Raw genomic sequence first — 17,004 nt, 5'->3', positions numbered from 1 at the left:
CGTGGGCCGGTGCGTATCGACCTCCACACCCACTCCTCGGCCTCCGACGGCACCGACGCACCGGCGGACGTCGTCGCCGCCGCGGCGGCCGCCGGGCTGGACGTCGTCGCGCTGACCGACCACGACACGACGGCGGGCTGGGACGAGGCGGCGGTCGCCGCACGGGCCCACGGCATCGCCCTGGTGCGCGGCACGGAGGTGTCGGCCCGGTCGCGCGGCATCTCGATCCACCTGCTGTCCTACCTCCAGGACCCGACGCACCCCGCGCTGCTCGCCGAGCTGGACCGCACGCGGCGCGCGCGGCTGGACCGTGCCCGGCAGATCGTCGAACGGCTCGCCGCCGACCACCCGATCACCTGGCAGGACGTCCTCGAGCAGTCGCAGGACGCCGTGGTCGTGGGTCGTCCGCACATCGCCGACGCGCTCGTCGCCCGCGGCGTCGTGCCCGACAGGGACGCCGCCTTCGTGCACCTGCTGGCCTCGCGCGGGCGCTACCACGTGCCGCACCACGCACCCGAGGCGGTCGTGGCCGTGCAGGCGGTCCGGGCGGCCGGCGGGGTCCCCGTGTTCGCCCACCCGGGTGCCGACGGGCGGGGGCGTGTCGTCGCCGACCGGGTCTTCGACGAGCTCGCCGAGGCCGGGCTGGCGGGCCTCGAGGTCTACCACCGCGACCACGACGAGGCCCAGCGCGCACGGCTGGCGGCGATCGCCGAACGCCTCGGGCTGCTCGTCACGGGCTCGAGCGACTACCACGGTGCAGGAAAGGCCAACAGGTTGGGGGAGAATCTGACGGCCCCGGCCGTCCTGACGGCCATCGACGAGCAAGGAAGCGTGGAGGTGATCCGGTCGTGAGCGACCTGCTCGACGTCCGTCTGTTCACCTCGGTCTTCATCACCCTCTTCGTGATCATGGACCCGCCCGGAACGGTCCCGATCTTCCTCGGCCTGACCGGGGCGATGAGCCGCAAGCAGCGCAACCGGGCCGCCCGTCAGGCGATCCTCGTCGCGTTCGGCGTCATCGTCGTGTTCGCGCTGTTCGGTCAGCAGCTGCTGCAGTACATGCACATCTCGCTGCCCGCGCTGCAGGCGTCCGGCGGGCTCCTGCTGCTGCTCGTCGCGATGGAGCTGCTGACCGGCAAGATGGAGGAGGCGCAGCCGTCCGGCAACGGCAAGGTCAACGTCGCGCTCGTGCCGCTGGGCACGCCGCTGCTGGCCGGTCCGGGCGCGATCGTCGCGACCATGGTCTACGTCAAGCAGGCCGACCACGCCGACGCCTGGGTGGCGATCGCGCTGGCGATCCTGGCCGTGCACGTCTGCCTCTACCTGGCCATGCGGTTCGCGGGGCTCATCCACCGCGTGCTCGGGGAGTCGGGGACGACCCTGGTCACCCGGGTCGCGGGTCTGCTGCTCGCCGCGATCGCCGTGCAGATGGTCGCCGACGCCGTCATCGCGTTCGTGCAGACCGCCTGACCCCGACCGGGGGCTCAGGGGTCACCCCTGGCCCTCAGGGGTGAGGTCAGGGGCGTCCCCGATGCGTTTGTGCAGGTCAGGGCCCTAGCGTGCGGGGCATGTCCGATTCTGCCGGCATCGAGCCGACCCAGCTGTCACTGCTGCCCCCGCCACCTGCGGCGCCGTCGTCGGCCCCGGCCGTCCCCGTCCCGCTGCCCCTCGCGCAGCGGAACCTGGCGCCCGACCTCGCGCGCGGCATGATGCTGCTGTTCATCGCCGTCGCGAACGTCTGGGGCTACCTCTACGGCGGTCCGACCGGCTACGGGCACCGCCCCGTCGACGGCTCCACGCTCGACCACGTGGTCGACGCCGTCGTCGCGTGGTTCGTGGACGACAGGTCCCGGCCCATGTTCGCGATCCTCTACGGCTACGGCCTGGCCATGATGGCCTCACGGGCCCTGGCGCGGGGCACCGAGCCGAAGGCCGTGCGCCGCCTGCTGCGACGACGCAGCTGGTGGCTCGTGGCCCTCGGGACCCTGCACGCCACGCTGCTGTTCAACGGCGACATCCTCGCGCCCTACGGGGTCACCGGGCTGGTCGCGCTCATGCTCGTCGGGCGTCGGTCGGTCGTGCTGCGCCGGTGGTTCGTGGTCTCGTTCGTCACCGGCATGGCCACCTACCTGCTCATGGCCGCCTCGTCCGCGGGCTCGGAGGACGCCGCAGGCCCGCAGGTCACCGCCGGCTACCTGGAGTCCGCGGTCGAGCGTCTGATCGGCTCCCTGATGTCGACGGCGGGTGTCGGGCTCCTGATGGTGTTCGTCGCCCCCGTGATCGTCGGCATGGCGCTGCACGGCGCCGGGTGGCTCGACCGGCCGCAGGACCACGTGGCCCGGCTGCGCCGGGTGGTGCTGTGGGCGCTCGCGGTGAACCTCGTGGGCAACGCGCCGCACGCGCTGGCCGTGGCGGGGGTGTGGACGCCGGGCACGCGGACGCGCCTCGCGCTCGAGCTCGTGCACGAGGCCACCGGACTGGTGATGGGCCTGGGCTACGTGTGCCTGTTCGCGCTCGTCGCCGTGCGGTGGCGGGGCCGGTCGGCGCCTGCGCCCGTCCGGGCCGTGGCGGCCGTGGGGCAGCGGTCGATGACCTGCTACCTGCTGCAGTCGGTCATGCTCGCCCCGCTGCTCAGCGCGTGGGGGTTCGGCCTGGGTGGCCGCATCGGCACGGCGGCCGCCTCGGCGATCGCCGTGACCGTCTGGCTCGTCACGATCGGTGTCGCGGTGCTGCTGGACCGGGCCGGGCGGCGCGGACCGTTCGAGGTGCTGCTGCGTCGGCTGACCTACGGTCGCCCACGCGCAGCGGTCCCCTCGTCGGGTCCGGCCGCCACGGTCGGTGTGCTCACTCCGTGACGGGTGCCGCCGCCGTGCTCGAGGTGCCCTCGCCGGCGCCACCCGGACGGCGGCGGCGACGGCGACGGCGGTTCGCGCCGCCCTCGCCCTCGGCCCCGGTCGCGTCGGGTGCGGCGCTCGTCGGCGCGACGGTCGGGGCGGCGACGGACGGTGCCGTCGTCTCCTCGGTGCGCGCTGCTGCCGGCGCCCCGGCGTCGCCGGCCACGGTGCGTCCGCCGCGGCGGCGCGAGGAGCCCTCGCCCTCCCGGCGACGCTCCCCGCCACGAGCCTGGTCGCGGCGGCCCTGCCGGTCGCTCTGCCGGTCGCCCTGACGGTCGCCCTGACGGCCCGAGCCGCCCTGCGCGGGCTTCGTGCCACCGTGCTTGCCGGTCTCGCCCAGGTCCTCGAGCGCCTCGGCGGCCAGGCCGGCGCGCGTCTGCTGCGCCTTCGGCAGGCGGCCCTTGGTGCCCTCGGGGATGTCGAGGTCGGAGTAGACGTGCGGCGAGCTCGAGTACGTCTCGACCGGGGCCGGGATGCCCAGCTCGAGCGCCTTGTCGATCAGGCCCCAGCGGGGGATGTCGTCCCAGTCGACGAACGTGACGGCCGTGCCCTTGTTCCCGGCGCGACCGGTGCGGCCCGTGCGGTGCAGGTAGGTCTTCTCGTCCTCGGGGCACTGGTAGTTCACGACGTGCGTCACGTCGTCCACGTCGATGCCGCGCGCGGCGACGTCGGTGGCGACCAGCACGTCGACCTTGCCGTTGCGGAACGCGCGCAGCGCCTGCTCGCGGGCGCCCTGGCCCAGGTCGCCGTGGATCGCGCCCGAGGCGAAACCGCGCTCGGCCAGCTCGTCGGCCACCTTCGCCGCGGTCCGCTTGGTGCGTGCGAACACGATGGTCAGGCCGCGGCCGCGCGCCTGCAGGATCCGCGCGAGCAGCTCGACCTTGTCCAGGGCGTGCGCGCGGTAGACGACCTGCTTGATGTTCTTGACCGTGGCGCGACCGTCGTCGTCCGGGTCGGCGGCGCGGATGTGCGTCGGCTGCGTCATGTAGCGGCGGGCCATCGCGACGACCGCGCCGGGCATGGTCGCCGAGAAGAGCATGGTGTGCCGCGAGGCCGGGGTCGCGCCCAGCAGGGTCTCGACGTCGGGCAGGAAGCCCAGGTCGAGCATCTCGTCGGCCTCGTCGAGCACGACCTCCTTGGCGTACGAGAGGTCGAGGTGACGCTGCTTGAGCAGGTCGATCATGCGGCCCGGGGTGCCGACGACGACGTCGACGCCGGAGTTCAGCGCCTCGATCTGCGGCTCGTACGCGCGGCCCCCGTACACCTGCAGGATCCGCACGGCGCGCTTGCGCGAGGCGGCCTGCAGGTCGCCGGCCACCTGGACGGCCAGCTCACGGGTCGGCACGACGACCAGGGCCTGCGGCTTGCCGGGCGCGGCCAGGTCCTCGTAGCCCTCCTCGCCGGGGGCGATCACGCGGTGCAGCAGCGGGACGCCGAAGCCGAGGGTCTTGCCGGTACCGGTCTTGGCCTGGCCGATGATGTCGTGGCCGGACAGCGCGACGGGCAGCGTCATCGCCTGGATGGGGAACGGGTGGGTGATGCCGGCCTCGGCGAGCGAGGCCACGATCTCGGGGCGGACGTCGAAGTCCGCGAAGGACACGTCGACTGCCTGCACGGAGGAGGCGGTGGTGGTGGTCACGGTGACTCTTCACTGCGAAGGGTGGTGCGCCGCACGCCGTCGGGCCGTCGGATGGCCGACGACGTGTCGGGCCGTCCCGGGCGACAGCAGGGCATCACCACGCAGGTTGGCCGGCAGCCGATCGTGGAAGTTCGCCGCGCAGCCGCCGACGATGGCTCGTCAGGAGCTGCGCGAGGTGGTCGTGGACCTGAGGATCGTGACGACCGGGCAACCGATGTACGGGGTCATGGTAGCCGACGGCCCTTCAGCGGCGGGTGCGACCCGCAGGCCGGGCAGGTCGGGGCCGGAGGTCCGGGGCTACGATCCGGGGATGACCTCGAGCTCTGCGGCGCCCGCCGCTGCGACCGCCGACGCCGTCGAGCTGCTGGGCCTGGTCGCCCAGCTCGAGCACCTGGCGTTCGCCCGGCTCGCCGCCGACGCGGCCCTCGCGCCCACCCTCGAGCACCGTCTGGAGCTCAGCCGGTACGCCTCCACCGCCGTCGTCCGGCGTGACCGCGTGCTGGCCCGTGTGGCCGAGCTCGGCGGCGACCCGGTCGCGGCGATGGGTGCCTACGACCACGTGCTCGACGACTTCGACGCCCGCACCGAGCCGAGCACCTGGTGGGAGCGCCTGCTCAAGGTGTACGTCGGTTACGGCGTCGCCGACGACTTCTGCCGGCTCGCCGCCGCGGGTCTGGACGAGACCTCGCGCGCGCTCGTCGTCGAGGTGCTCGACGACGCCTCGCACGCCGACCTGGCGGTCGCCGAGCTCGACGCAGCCGGCACCGACACCGCGGTGTCCGCCCGGCTCGCGCTGTGGGGGCGTCGGCTCGTGGGGGAGGCGCTCGGCGTGGTGCAGCGGCTCGTGGTGCAGCGGCCCGGGCTCGTGCGCCTGCTGGACGGCACCGATGGCACCGATGGCACGGACGGTCGCGGCGCAGGTGACGCGCAGGCGTCCGTGGTCCCCGCCGAGGTCGCCGCACCCGCGAACCAGGCGCCCACCAAGCTCTTCGGCGAGCTCACGGCGGAGCACACCCGCCGGATGACCCGGCTCGGCCTGACGGCCTGACGGCTCGACCTCCCGAGCACCTGACGCACGACGGCGCCGGCCCGGACAGGTGCCCGGGCCGGCGCCGTCGTGGTCCGACGGGCCCGAGCCCTCAGACGGTGCCGAAGCCCACGCGCCCGCGCGTCTCGGTGCCCAGCTCGACGTAGCCGAGCGCCTCGGTCGGAACGATGACCCGGCGACCCTTGGCGTCGGTCAGCTCGAGGGCGACCTTGCCGGTCAGTGCAGCGGTGATGGCGGCGCTGACCTCGTCGGCGGTCTGGTCGGACTCCAGGACGAGCTCGCGGGCCTGGTTGCGCACACCGATCGTGATGTCCACCGTGATCGTCTCCTCGTCAGGGATCGTGCACCCGCCGGATCGGCGTGCGCACGTCTGGGATGGGTACGCAGCCGGGCGAGCGCCCGCTGCGTGCACGGACCGATCCTAGGCGGTGGCCTCGGCCGCGTGGTCGCGCGCCAGGCCGGCCACGCCGCCCCAGCACAGCCGGGCGACGAGGTCGACGGACTCCTCCATGCCGAGTGTGGATCCGCCGCGGAAGCGGTGCGTCGCCGCGCCCTGCGCCATCGCGATGAGCGAGGTGGCCAGCAGCAGCGCGGGCTCGCGGGACAGCCCCGTCGATGACCCGAGCGCGACCGCGATCGTCTCGGCGACCTGGGACGACGCGCTCTCCACGCGCGTGCGCACGTCCGCGTCGTGCGTGACGTCGGACTCGAAGAGCAGCGCCGACGACTGCCCGGCCGCGTCGACGAACGTGAAGTAGGCCCGGACGACGGCGACGACGATCGCCCGCCCGTCGCCGGGGTTCATCGGACCGCGGGACAGCGGGGCGACCGCGGCGTCGACCGCGGCGACGAGCTCGGCCCCGCGCTGGTCGACGACCGCCAGGTACAGGTCGAGCTTGGACGGGAAGTGCCGGTACAGCACCGGCTTGCTGACCTCGGCACGCACGGCGATGTCGTCCATCGACACGTGGTGGAACCCCTCGGAGGAGAAGAGCTCCTGGGCGATCTGCAGCACCTGGGCGCGTCGCTCGTCGCGTGCCATCCGCGGGCCCCGGTGCCGGGGCGCGCCCGCGTCGTCCCGCGCGCCGTCCCGGTCTCCCATTCCGTGATGGTAGCCAGGTCGCTCCCCGGAGGTGGCACCATGGCCGGGTGATGACCTCCGCCGCCGCCCCGTCGGGCGACCAGCCGGAGGTGTGCGCGCGCTCCCGCCGCCGCGACCGTCGGGCGCGTCCACGGGCACGTTCGCGTGCGCGACGGCCCCGACCCGTCGTCGTGTCGGTGGTCGCGGCAGGACTGGTCGCCGGTGCGGGCGCCGGCGCCTGGGCGTCCGGACATCCCGGCCGCAGCGCCGTGCTCGACTCCGTGGTCCTCGCCGTCGGGTCGGGTGCTCCGACCCTCGGTGGGTCGTCCGGGGACCCGACCGTGGGCGCCGACGCGTTGCGCGACGAGGACGTCAGCCGGTCGACCGCGCGCACGCCGCTGCCGCCGACGCCGGTCACCGTGCCCTCCGACCTCACCGAGGTGGCCGTCGAGGGCGCGAACCCGACGGCCCTGCCCGCAGGGCTCACCCCCGAGGACCTTGCGGCCGGGCTGCTGTCCGCGGTCGTCACCGAGCAGGGCACCGGCACCACGACCGTCGTCCCGGGCTCCGACGCAGGTCCCGGGACGGGCGCGGTGCGCACGGTCCGGGTCGAGGTCGAGGACGGCCTGGCGGTCGACGCGCAGAAGTTCGCCGACACCGTGATGACCACGCTCAACGACCCGCGCGGCTGGGGCGGCGACGGCTCGATGTCCTTCGCCCGCACCGACGGTGCCGCCGAGCTCACGGTCGTGCTCGCCTCCCCGACGCTCGTCGACGTCATGTGCGCACCGCTGGACACCAACGGGCAGGTCTCGTGCGGCACGAACGGGCACGCGGTGCTCAACCTGCGCCGGTGGGTCGAGGCGACGGCCGAGCAGACCGGGCAGAAGACGGCCTACCGCCAGTACCTGGTGAACCACGAGGTCGGCCACCTGCTCGGGCACGGTCACGAGGCGTGCCCGGGGCCCGGCATGACCTCGCCCGTGATGCAGCAGCAGTCGTACAAGGCCGCCCCGTGCATCCCGAACGGGTGGCCCTTCCCCTGAGCCTTCCCCTGAGCCGTCGGCCCTGCACGCCCGCTCGCTCGACGGCGGGGCACGCGAGGCGGTCCTCGGGGTGGCCCACGGTGTCGGCGGGCTGTGGTGGGATCGTGCCGTGACCTCCCCGACCGCCCTGCGCCTCGTGCGTCCGGCGCTCGCGGACGTGCCGCGCACCGGTCCGGGCGCCCCGGTGACGCTCGACCCGACGCAGGCGTCGGTCGTCGAGCGGGTGGCCGCAGGGACGGACCCGGCACTGCTCGTGCTGGGGGCGCCGGGCACCGGCCGCACGACCGTCGTCCTGGAGTCCGTGGTGGCCGCGGTCGACGCCGGGCTCGCGCCCGAGGACGTGCTCGTCCTGTCCGCCGGGCGGCGGGCGGCGGCCGACCTGCGTGACCGGGTGTCCGCACGGCTGCGCCGGACGTCCGGGCGCGCCCTCGTGCAGACCGTTCCGGCGGCCGCGTTCGCCGTGCTGCGCGCACGGGCGTCGGCCCTCGGCGAGCCGTCACCCACGCTCGTGTCGGGCGCCGAGCAGGACCTGCTGCTGGCCGAGCTCCTCGCCGGGCACGCCGACGGCGACGGCGTGCCGCTCGGCTGGCCGGCCGAGGTGCCCCCCGACGCCTGGACGTTGCGTGCGTTCCGTGACGAGCTGCGTGACCTGCTCATGCGCGCGGCCGAGCGCGGTCTCACGCCGGCCGACCTCGCCGACCTCGGTATCGCGCACGACCGGCCCGCATGGGTGAGCGCGGCGCGGCTCTACGAGGAGTACCTGGACGTCAACGAGCTGCGGGCGAGCACCCCGGACGTCGGCGCCCGGTTCGACCCGGCGGTCGTCGTCGACGAGGCGGCCCGGGCCTTGCTGGCCTGGGACGACGAGGTGCCCGGCATGCCGCGCCCGCGCTGGCGGCTCGTGGCCGTCGACGACCACCAGGAGAGCACCGCCGCGACCGCCCGGCTGCTGCGGGTGCTCGCCGACGACGGCGCACGCCTGCTGCTGGTCGGCGACCCGGACGTCGCCGTGCAGACGTTCCGCGGTGCCACTCCCTCGCTCGTCGCGCGTGCCGCGGTGCCCGGGCGCGGGCCGGGTGAGCTCGGCGCCGAGACGCTCGTGCTGGGCACGGTCTGGCGGCACGGGCCCGTGCTCCGGGACGTCGTCACGCACGTGACCGAGCGGGTTGGTGCCTCCGGCGCGGTGGCGCACCGCAAGGCGTCGCCTGCCGACGGTCGCGCCGACGGCCATGTGCGCGTCGCGATCCTGCCGAGCGCCGCGCAGGAGGCCGCCTACGTCGCGCACACCCTGCGCGAGGCGCACCTCGAGGGATCGGTGCCGTGGCAGGAGATGGCCGTCGTCACGCGCTCGGGTGCGCACGTCACGGCACTGCGCCGGGCGCTGGCCGCCGCGTCCGTCCCCGTCAGCGTGCTCGGCAGCGACGTGCCGCTGCGTGAGGAGCCCGCGGTCAGGCCGCTGCTCGACGCCGTGCGCGTCGTCGTCGGCGCCGTCCCGCTCACGGCCGAGGGCGCGGCCCGCCTGGCCTGCTCCCCGCTCGGCGGTCTCGACGCGGTCGGGCTGCGTCGGGTGCGCCGGGCGCTGCGGGCCGAGGAGCTCGACGGCGGGGGCGGCAGGTCCAGCGACGTCCTGCTCGTCGAGGCGCTCGAGACGCCGGGCAGGGCCGCGACCCTGCCTCCGGGCGTGCGTCGTCCCGTCGAGCACCTGGCCGGGGTGCTGCAGGCCGGTCGCGACGCGGCCGCGCGGACGGGCGCGGACGCGCAGACCGTGCTGTGGGCGCTGTGGGACACCGCGGGGCTCGCCGAGGCGTGGCGACGCTCGGCGCTCGCCGGCGGTGCGGGCGGCTCGCGGGCCGACCGGGACCTCGACGCCGTGCTGGCGTTGTTCCGGGCCGCCGAGACGTTCGTCGACCGCATGCCGCAGAGCCCGCCCGGCGCGTTCGCCGACTGGCTGCAGGCGCAGGACCTGCCGTCCGACACGATCGCCGCCCGCGCCTCGCGCGAGTCCGTGCAGGTGCTCACCCCGGCCGGTGCTGCGGGACGTGAGTGGGACGTGGTCGTCGTCGCCGGCGTGCAGGAGGGGGCCTGGCCGGACCTGCGGCTGCGCGACTCGCTGCTGGGCGCCCAGACCCTCGTCGAGATCCTCGCCGGACGCTCGGACGGCACCCTCGACGTCGCCGGTGCCCGGCAGGCCGTGCTCGCCGACGAGCTGCGGTCGTTCGCGGTCGCCTGCTCACGGTCGAGGAGCCACCTGCTCGTCACCGCGGTCGCCGACACCGACGCCCAGCCCTCGCCGTTCTGCGACCTGGTCGACCCGTGCGACACCGACGTGGACCCGCGGCGCACGGTTGCACCCTCACCGCTCGACCTGCGCGGGCTCGTCGCCCTGCTGCGTGCACGCCTCGAGTCCGCCGCGCTCGCGGGCACGCAGGACACGGCCTCCGCGGCCACCCTCGCCCGGCTCGCGGCACAGGGCGTCACCGGTGCCCACCCCGACGACTGGTACGGCCTGGCCGGGCCGTCGAGCGACGCCCCGCTGTGGTCCGCGGACGAGAAGGTGCCTGTCTCGCCCTCGAAGCTCGAGTCGGCGCAGCGCTGCGCCCTGCGCTGGGCGTTCGAGTCCGCCGGGGGCACCGCGGCGGACAGCAGCGGACAGACGCTCGGGACGCTCGTGCACGCCATCGCGCAGGACCTGCCGACGGGGACGGAGCCCGAGCTCCTGGCCGCCCTCGACGAGCGCTGGTCGCAGCTCGGCCTGGGGGAGGGCTGGCCCGCGCTCGCGACCCGGCGCAAGGCCGAGGCGATGGTGCGCCGGCTCGCGGGCTACCTGCGCGGGGCGGGTGCACCCCTGCTGGTCGAGGGCGCGTTCCGGCTCGAGACGGACCGCGCGGTCGTGAAGGGTTCCGTCGACCGCGTCGAGCGGGTGGACGACGACCACGTGCGCATCGCCGACCTCAAGACGGGTGCGAACCCGCCGAGCAAGGACCAGGCCGCGACGAACCCCCAGCTCGGCGCGTACCAGCTGGCCGTCGACGCCGGCGCGTTCGAGGCGCTGCCCGAGGCGACCAGCACGGGCGCCCAGCTCGTCTACCTCGGCACGGGAGCGTCCGCGACGCTGCGCACGCAGGACGCGCTCGGGCCGGAGGACGAGGGGCCCAGCTGGGCGCGCACGCTCGTCGACGGCGTCGCCGACCGCATGGCGGCCTCGGCGTTCGAGGCGACCGTGAACGACCTGTGCGACCGCTGCCCGGTCCGCCGGGCGTGCCCGGCACGGGCCGAGGGCGGGCAGGTGGTCGAGTGAGCGCGCTGTCGGCCGTCCAGATCTCCGCCCTGCTCGGTCAGCACCCGCCGACCGCCGAGCAGCAGCGCATCATCGAGGCGCCGCTCGTCCCGACGCTCGTCGTCGCCGGGGCCGGCTCGGGCAAGACCGAGACCATGGCCGGGCGGGTCGTCTGGCTGCTCGCCAACGGCTACGTGGCCCCCGAGCAGGTGCTCGGCCTGACGTTCACCCGCAAGGCCGCCGGCGAGCTCGGCGACCGCGTCCGGCTGCGGCTGCGGCACCTCGACCGGGCGGCCGCGCGTGCCGGGGTCGAGCTGCCCGGCAGGGCCGCGCTGCACCCCGAGGGCTCACGCACGGACGACGTGCTCGGGGACCTCGTGCGCCCGACCGTCTCGACCTACCACTCCTACGCCGCCTCGCTCGTCGGCGACCACGCGCTGCGGCTCGGCCTCGAGCCGTCCGCCCGGCTGCTCGGCGAGGCCGCGCAGTGGCAGCTCGCGAGCGAGGTCGTCGAGTCGTGGACCGGTGACCTGGACACCGAGTCGGCCACGTCGACCGTCGTCGAGGCGATCCTGCTGCTGTCCGGGGCGCTCGACGAGCACCTGCTCGAGCCCGCGCAGGCGCAGACGGGGATCGAGGAGATCGTCGAGGCGATCGCCGCGACCCCGCCGGGCAGCCCGCCGCGCGAGCCCTACGCCGAGGTGCGCCGGCTCGTGCGCTCCCTGCAGGAGCGGGTGCGGGTGCTCGACCTGGTCGCCGACTACCGGGCACGCAAGCGCACGCAGGACGTGCTCGACTTCGGCGACCAGGTGGCGCTCGCCGCCCGCCTCGCGCGGGACGTGCCCGAGGTCGGGGCCGCCGAGCGCGCGCGGTTCCGCGTGGTGCTCCTCGACGAGTACCAGGACACGTCGTTCGCCCAGCTCACGCTGCTCTCGTCGTTGTTCGGCGACGGGCACCCCGTGACCGCGGTCGGGGACCCCCACCAGTCCATCTACGGCTGGCGGGGCGCCAGCGCGGGCGGGCTCGAGCGGTTCCCGGAGCAGTTCCGCACGATCGGCGCGGACGGTGCGGCGCGGCGCGCCGACGTGCACGCGCTGTCGACGTCGTGGCGCAACGACCACGCGATCCTCGACGCGGCGAACCTCGTCGCCGGTCCGCTACGTGCCGGTGCCCGTGTGCCGCTGCCCGTGCTCGAGGCGCGTCCGGGTGCGGGCCAGGGGCGGGTGCAGGCGCACGTGGCCGACACCGTCGAGGACGAGGCCCGGGCCGTCGCCCGGTTCGTGGCCGAACGCTGGCGGCCCGCGGGGCCCGGCGTGGACCGTGTCTCGGCGGCCGTGCTGTGCCGCAAGCGCGCCCAGTTCCCGGTGCTCCGGCAGGCCCTGCGCGAGGCGGGCCTCCCGGTCGAGGTCGTCGGGCTCGGCGGCCTGCTGTCGACCCCGGAGGTCGTCGACCTCGTGGCCGCGCTGCAGGCGGCGCACGACCCGTCGCGCGGCGACGCGCTCGTGCGGCTGCTCACCGGCGCCCGGACGCGACTGGGGGCGGCCGACCTGCACGCGCTGTCGGCGTGGGCCAGCGAGCTGTCCGCCCGGCACGCGGGCCCGGGGCGCGGGCGGCCGGCTGGCGGGGTCGAGGCCGACGTGGTCGACGAGCGCAGCATCGTCGACGCGCTGGACGACCTGCCCCCGGCGCAGTGGTGCAGCCGCACCGGACGCTCGCTCACCGAGGTGGCGCAGGCGCGGCTCGCCGACCTGGCCGGACTGCTGCGTGCGTTGCGTGCGCACACGTACCTCTCGCTGCCCGAGCTGGTCGGCGAGGCCGAGCGGCTGCTCGGTCTGGACATCGAGGTCGCCGCCCGTACCGGCGTCTCGCCGGGCCGGGCGCGAGCCCACCTGGACGCGTTCCGGGACGTCGCGGTCGACTTCTCCCAGTCGGCCGACCACCCCACGCTCGGCGCGTTCCTCGCCTGGCTGGAGGCGGCCGAGTCCCGCGAGGACGGACTGGACCTGCCCGTCGCCGAACCCGACCCCGACGCGGTGCAGCTCATCACCATCCATGCCGCCAAGGGTCTGGAGTGGGACGTCGTCGCGGTGGCCGGGATGGTCGACGGCGGGCTGCCCGCGACCGCCACGCAGGGCAAGGACGGGCCGAAGGACTCCGCCTGGCTGACCGGGCTGGGGAACCTGCCGTACCCGCTGCGCGGCGACCGTCACGACCTGCCCGACTTCGCCTACGCCGGTGCGGCCGCCCCGAAGGACCTCGAGGCGCGCCGCAAGCAGTTCGCGCTCGATGCCGGGGACCACGAGGTCGCCGAGGAGCGCCGTCTCGCCTACGTCGCGCTGACCCGGGCGCGCTCCGACCTGCTGCTCACGGCGGCCTGGTGGGGGCAGGCGAAGGGCGCGCGGAAGGTCTCGCTCTTCCTCACCGAGCTGGCCGAGGCTGGGCTCGTCGGCACGGAGGACTGGGCGCAGGTCCCGGTCGACGGTGTGGAGAACCCGCGCGAGGTCGCGCAGAGCGTGGTCGTGTGGCCCGGCGACCCGTTCGCCGGGTCGGGAGCGGAGCACAGCCGGCGCGGCCCGGTGCAGGCCGCCGCCGCGGCCGTGCGCGACGCCCTGGGTGCAGGGACGACCCCTTCCTCGGAGGCGGCGCCGCTCGACCCTCTCGACGCGCTCGCGGACCGGCTGCTCGCCGAGCGGGAGCGCGCCGCCCGGCCGTCGCCGGAGGTCGTCCTGCCCGCGCACCTGTCGGCCTCGGCCCTCGTCCGCCTGGACAGCGACCCGGCGGAGTTCGCGCGCGCTCTGCGCCGACCGGTGCCCCTCGAGCCGTCGCCGCAGGCCCGTCGGGGCACGGCGTTCCACGCCTGGGTGGAGGGCTGGTTCGGTTCCGCGTCGCTCGTCGATCTCGACGACCTGCCCGGCGCGGACGACGACTCGCTGCCCGTCGACGCCGACCAGGCCGCGCTGCGGGCCGCATTCCTGGCGACCCCGTGGGCGCAGCGCCGACCGGTGGCCGTCGAGGTGGACATCGAGACGCCCGTCGACGGCTACGTGATCCGTTCCCGCATCGACGCGGTGTTCCCCGACGAGCCGGCGCACCCCGACGGCTCGGTGCCGGCGGTTGCCGCCGACGCCGTGGTCGTCGTCGACTGGAAGACCGGGGCGCCGCCGACCGATCCGGACGCCCGGGCGTCCCGCGAGCTGCAGCTCGCCGTCTACCGCCTGGCGTGGTCACGCTGGACCGGCACCCCGCTGGACCGGGTGGGCGCGGCGTTCTGCTACGTCGGCGCCGGTGTCACGGTCCGGCCCGAGCGTCTGCTGGACGAGGACGAGATCACCGACCTGCTGCGTCGCTCCACGTCGCACGGTGGGGCGGACGACGAGCCCGCAGGCGCCCCGGGCGCGCCGTCGCCCGTCGTGGCGGTCAGCCGACCGAGCTGACGGCGTCCTCGTCGGTGCGTGTGTGGTCGTCCAGGTCGACGAGCATCTCGACGGCGTCGGCGACGATCTCCTGGTCGCCGCTGCGGACCCCGTGCAGCAGCCAACGGGCCAGGGCCAGCTCGCCGGCCAGCAGCGCGCGGTCGGTCAGGTGCGGGTCGGTCAGCTCCGTGCGGCGCAGCTGGTAGGCCTCCATGACGGCCTCGGCGGCGTCCTGCGGGGCGGCGACGAGGACCCAGGACAGGTCGTCGGCAGGGTCGGCGACCTTCACCTCGTTCCAGTCGAGGATCCCGGAGACGACGCCTTCGCGGACGAGCACGTCCTCGCTCGTGAGGTCCCCGTGCACCACGGTCGGACGGAACCGCCACAGGGCGACGTCCTCCAGCATGTCCTCCCAGCGCCGCAGCAGCGTCGGCGGGACCTTGCCGGTCCGGGCGGCCTCGTCGACCTCGGCTTGACGACGGGCCCGGTAGGCGGAGGCGTCGTAGACGGGCAGGCCGGCGTCCTCGACGAGCGAGGTGGGCAGCTCGTGCAGGGCGGCGAGCGCGCGTCCCAGCGAGGCGGCCAGCCCCGGGCCGGGCTCGAGCGTCTCCAGGTTCAGCGGTTGCCCGGCGATCTCGGGGTGGACGCAGGCTCGTCCGCCCTCGGGTAGGTGCGCGAAGCCGGCGGGCCGGGGTACCGCGAAGGGCAGGCGGCCGGCGTCGACGAACGGGGCGAGGGAGCCCAGCAGCGCGGCCTCGGCCTCGAGTGCGGCGCCGGCGGCCGCGGTCCGCGGCGCGCGCACGACCCAGCGTCGACGGGTCGCGTCGATCACGACCGCCACGTCGGTGTCGGTGCCGGGGTGGTCGGAGCGGCGCACGTCGAACGCGTCGAGCCCGGGGACCGCGACGGTCGCGAGGGCGGCGAGAGCGAGAGGTGAACGTGCCACGACCCCAGCCTAGGTCGCCGCGCGGTAGGGGCCGCGGTGCCCGTGCGGCGTGTCCGTGCCCGTTTCGCCCCGTTCGGGTGGCGCACGGGGCGTTCGTGCCGGTCGCGTCGGTCCGGGCGTCGACCCGTGCGCTGGTCGTGCACCGCGGGTGCGTACGGTGGGCGGGTGGTCGTCGACGAGCTTCCCCTGTCCCGTGCTGCCGTGGACCGTGCGGCCGAGCTGCGTGGTCGTGCCGACCTCGTGGCCGGTGCCCTCGCGGACGAGCGGACCCGGGTCCTGCTGCTGCGGGACGGTCTGACGGCGGTCGACGACGAGGGTGTGGCGCTGCTGCTCCTGTCGCCCGCGCAGCTGCGCGACGTGCGAGCCATCGACCCGGCGGTCGCCGCGACTGGGGACGACGACGGCTGGGTGTTCCTCGGCAGGGACGACGAGGGCACGCACTACCTCGCGTTGCACGGGCCGGCTCCCGCCGAGGGTCAGACGCCCCCGACCGGGCAGGACGGTGGCGTGCGGTTCGCGTCGTTGCGTGTCCTCGGCGCGCTGCTGTCCGCCCGTGACGCCGGGCTCGCCACGACGGCTGTCGCCCTCGCTGCCTGGCACGCGAACCACCGGCACTGCCCGCGCTGTGGGTCCCCGACGCGGGTGACGCAGGCCGGGTGGTCGCGCACGTGCGTGCAGGACGGGTCCGAGCACTACCCGCGCACGGATCCCGCGGTGATCATGGCGGTCGTCGACGATGACGACCGGCTGCTGCTCGGGCACGCCGTGGCGTGGCCTGCGGGCCGGTACTCGACGCTCGCGGGTTTCGTCGAGTCGGGGGAGTCCCTCGAGCACGCGGTGCGCCGCGAGGTCCTCGAGGAGACCCGGGTCGCCGTCGGCGAGGTCGAGTACCGCGGCAGCCAGCCGTGGCCGTTCCCGGCGTCCCTGATGCTCGGTTTCCGCGCCCGGGCGCTGTCGGTCGAGGTGACCGCGGACGGCGAGGAGATGGGGGACGCGCGGTGGTTCACGCGCGCGGAGCTGGCCGAGGCCGTCCGCGACGGCAGTGTGGTGCCGCCGGGGCGGTCGTCCATCGCGCGGGCCCTGATCGAGGAGTGGTTCGGGGGCGCGCTGCCCACCGACGACTGGACGGCCTGATCTGCGGGCCGTCGGACGTCGGTTGCGCGCCCGACGGCCCCTGACCGCTCAGTTGGCGAGGCGGTCGCGCACGTCCAGCAGCGAGGGGTTGGTCAGCGCGGACCCGTCGGGGAAGACGACGGTCGGCACGGTCTGGTTGCCTCCGTTGACCGACTCGACGTAGGCGGCCGCGTCGGGCAGGTCCTCGATGTTGACCTCGACGTAGCCGATGCCGGCCGAGTCGAGCTGCGTCTTGAGCCGGCGGCAGTACCCGCACCAGGTGGTCGAGTACATGGTCACGCTTCCGGCCGGGGGCAGGGTCTGCGTCGTCATCGGTCCTCGTCGTCTCCTCGTGCGCGGCCGGTCGTCGCGTCGTGGCGCACGACGACCCCTCGGTCCGCGGGTGCGCACCGGCACCGGGCACAACCGAGCGCGGGCGCCGATGCTTCCCGCAGCACCTGCGGTGCTGTCTCGCGGCCCCCGGTCCGCGCCTGCGGGGTGGCTGGGAGCGGCCCCGGGGGGCTGCCGCGGGGGACGGCGCGCCCGCG

General features: G+C 75.5%; 13 protein-coding genes. 8 read left to right on the top strand and 5 right to left on the bottom strand.

All coding sequences use genetic code 11. The features are described from left to right. The first annotated feature begins 9 nt into the window (after positions 1-9). The 3 genes from BKA22_RS02625 (at position 10) to BKA22_RS02615 (ending at position 2,854) form a co-directional block, all read left to right on the top strand. Positions 10-852, top strand: coding sequence for a PHP domain-containing protein (locus tag BKA22_RS02625; protein WP_146951324.1), 843 nt, complete (start codon positions 10-12; stop codon positions 850-852). Continuing rightward, the gene (locus BKA22_RS02620; protein ID WP_146951323.1) at positions 849-1,469 is read left to right on the top strand and encodes a MarC family protein; all 621 of its coding nucleotides are present in this window, start codon (positions 849-851) and stop codon (positions 1,467-1,469) included. The genes BKA22_RS02625 and BKA22_RS02620 overlap by 4 nt, the downstream gene beginning before the upstream one ends. Positions 1,470-1,567: 98 nt before the next feature. Beyond that, complete coding sequence (locus BKA22_RS02615; protein WP_146951322.1) at positions 1,568-2,854, top strand: DUF418 domain-containing protein; 1,287 nt, start codon at positions 1,568-1,570, stop codon at positions 2,852-2,854. Here the strand turns inward: BKA22_RS02615 and BKA22_RS02610 are convergent. Then, positions 2,844-4,532 (bottom strand): DEAD/DEAH box helicase, encoded by a 1,689-nt coding sequence (locus BKA22_RS02610; RefSeq protein WP_146951321.1) that lies wholly within the window; start codon positions 4,530-4,532, stop codon positions 2,844-2,846. The genes BKA22_RS02615 and BKA22_RS02610 overlap by 11 nt on opposite strands. A 310-nt stretch (positions 4,533-4,842) precedes the next feature. Between BKA22_RS02610 and BKA22_RS02605 the strand changes: the two genes are divergently transcribed. After that, positions 4,843-5,580 (top strand): ferritin-like fold-containing protein, encoded by a 738-nt coding sequence (locus tag BKA22_RS02605; protein ID WP_146951320.1) that lies wholly within the window; start codon positions 4,843-4,845, stop codon positions 5,578-5,580. Between the two features lie 91 nt (positions 5,581-5,671). Here the strand turns inward: BKA22_RS02605 and BKA22_RS02600 are convergent, their stop codons facing one another. Beyond that, positions 5,672-5,896: a DUF3107 domain-containing protein gene (locus BKA22_RS02600; RefSeq protein ID WP_146951319.1), complete on the bottom strand. Its 225-nt coding sequence runs from the start codon at positions 5,894-5,896 to the stop codon at positions 5,672-5,674. Positions 5,897-6,001: 105 nt separating this feature from the next. Next, complete coding sequence (locus BKA22_RS02595; protein ID WP_146951318.1) at positions 6,002-6,682, bottom strand: TetR/AcrR family transcriptional regulator; 681 nt, start codon at positions 6,680-6,682, stop codon at positions 6,002-6,004. Between the two features lie 50 nt (positions 6,683-6,732). Here BKA22_RS02595 and BKA22_RS02590 point away from each other — a divergent pair, with 50 nt between their 5' ends. The 3 genes from BKA22_RS02590 to BKA22_RS02580 all read left to right on the top strand — a co-directional run bounded on the left by BKA22_RS02590 (position 6,733) and on the right by BKA22_RS02580 (position 14,418). Then, a complete protein-coding gene (locus BKA22_RS02590) occupies positions 6,733-7,707 on the top strand; it encodes a DUF3152 domain-containing protein (protein WP_179561869.1) in 975 nt (324 codons plus the stop codon). 109 nt (positions 7,708-7,816) lie between these two features. Then, positions 7,817-11,005 (top strand): ATP-dependent helicase, encoded by a 3,189-nt coding sequence (locus BKA22_RS02585; RefSeq protein WP_146951317.1) that lies wholly within the window; start codon positions 7,817-7,819, stop codon positions 11,003-11,005. Further along, positions 11,002-14,418, top strand: coding sequence for an ATP-dependent helicase (locus BKA22_RS02580; protein WP_223203394.1), 3,417 nt, complete (start codon positions 11,002-11,004; stop codon positions 14,416-14,418). Before BKA22_RS02585 ends, BKA22_RS02580 begins: the two co-directional genes overlap by 4 nt. Here BKA22_RS02580 and BKA22_RS02575 read toward each other — a convergent pair. Then, the gene (locus tag BKA22_RS02575) at positions 14,402-15,343 is read right to left on the bottom strand and encodes a phosphotransferase (protein ID WP_146951315.1); all 942 of its coding nucleotides are present in this window, start codon (positions 15,341-15,343) and stop codon (positions 14,402-14,404) included. The two genes, BKA22_RS02580 and BKA22_RS02575, sit on opposite strands and share 17 nt — an antisense overlap. Before the next feature lie 165 nt (positions 15,344-15,508). On the opposite strand from BKA22_RS02575, the gene nudC reads away from it, so the two are divergent. Further along, positions 15,509-16,477, top strand: coding sequence for an NAD(+) diphosphatase (nudC, locus tag BKA22_RS02570; protein WP_146951314.1), 969 nt, complete (start codon positions 15,509-15,511; stop codon positions 16,475-16,477). Between the two features lie 48 nt (positions 16,478-16,525). Here the strand turns inward: nudC and BKA22_RS02565 are convergent, their stop codons facing one another. Continuing rightward, on the bottom strand, positions 16,526-16,789 hold the full coding sequence (locus tag BKA22_RS02565) for a mycoredoxin (protein ID WP_146951313.1): 264 nt from the start codon (positions 16,787-16,789) through the stop codon (positions 16,526-16,528). Between the last annotated feature and the right edge of the window lie 215 nt (positions 16,790-17,004).

Source organism: Cellulomonas soli (assembly GCF_013409305.1).
Classification (GTDB): Bacteria; Actinomycetota; Actinomycetes; order Actinomycetales; family Cellulomonadaceae; genus Cellulomonas; species Cellulomonas soli.
This window is presented reverse-complemented; position numbering and strand designations above follow the sequence as displayed.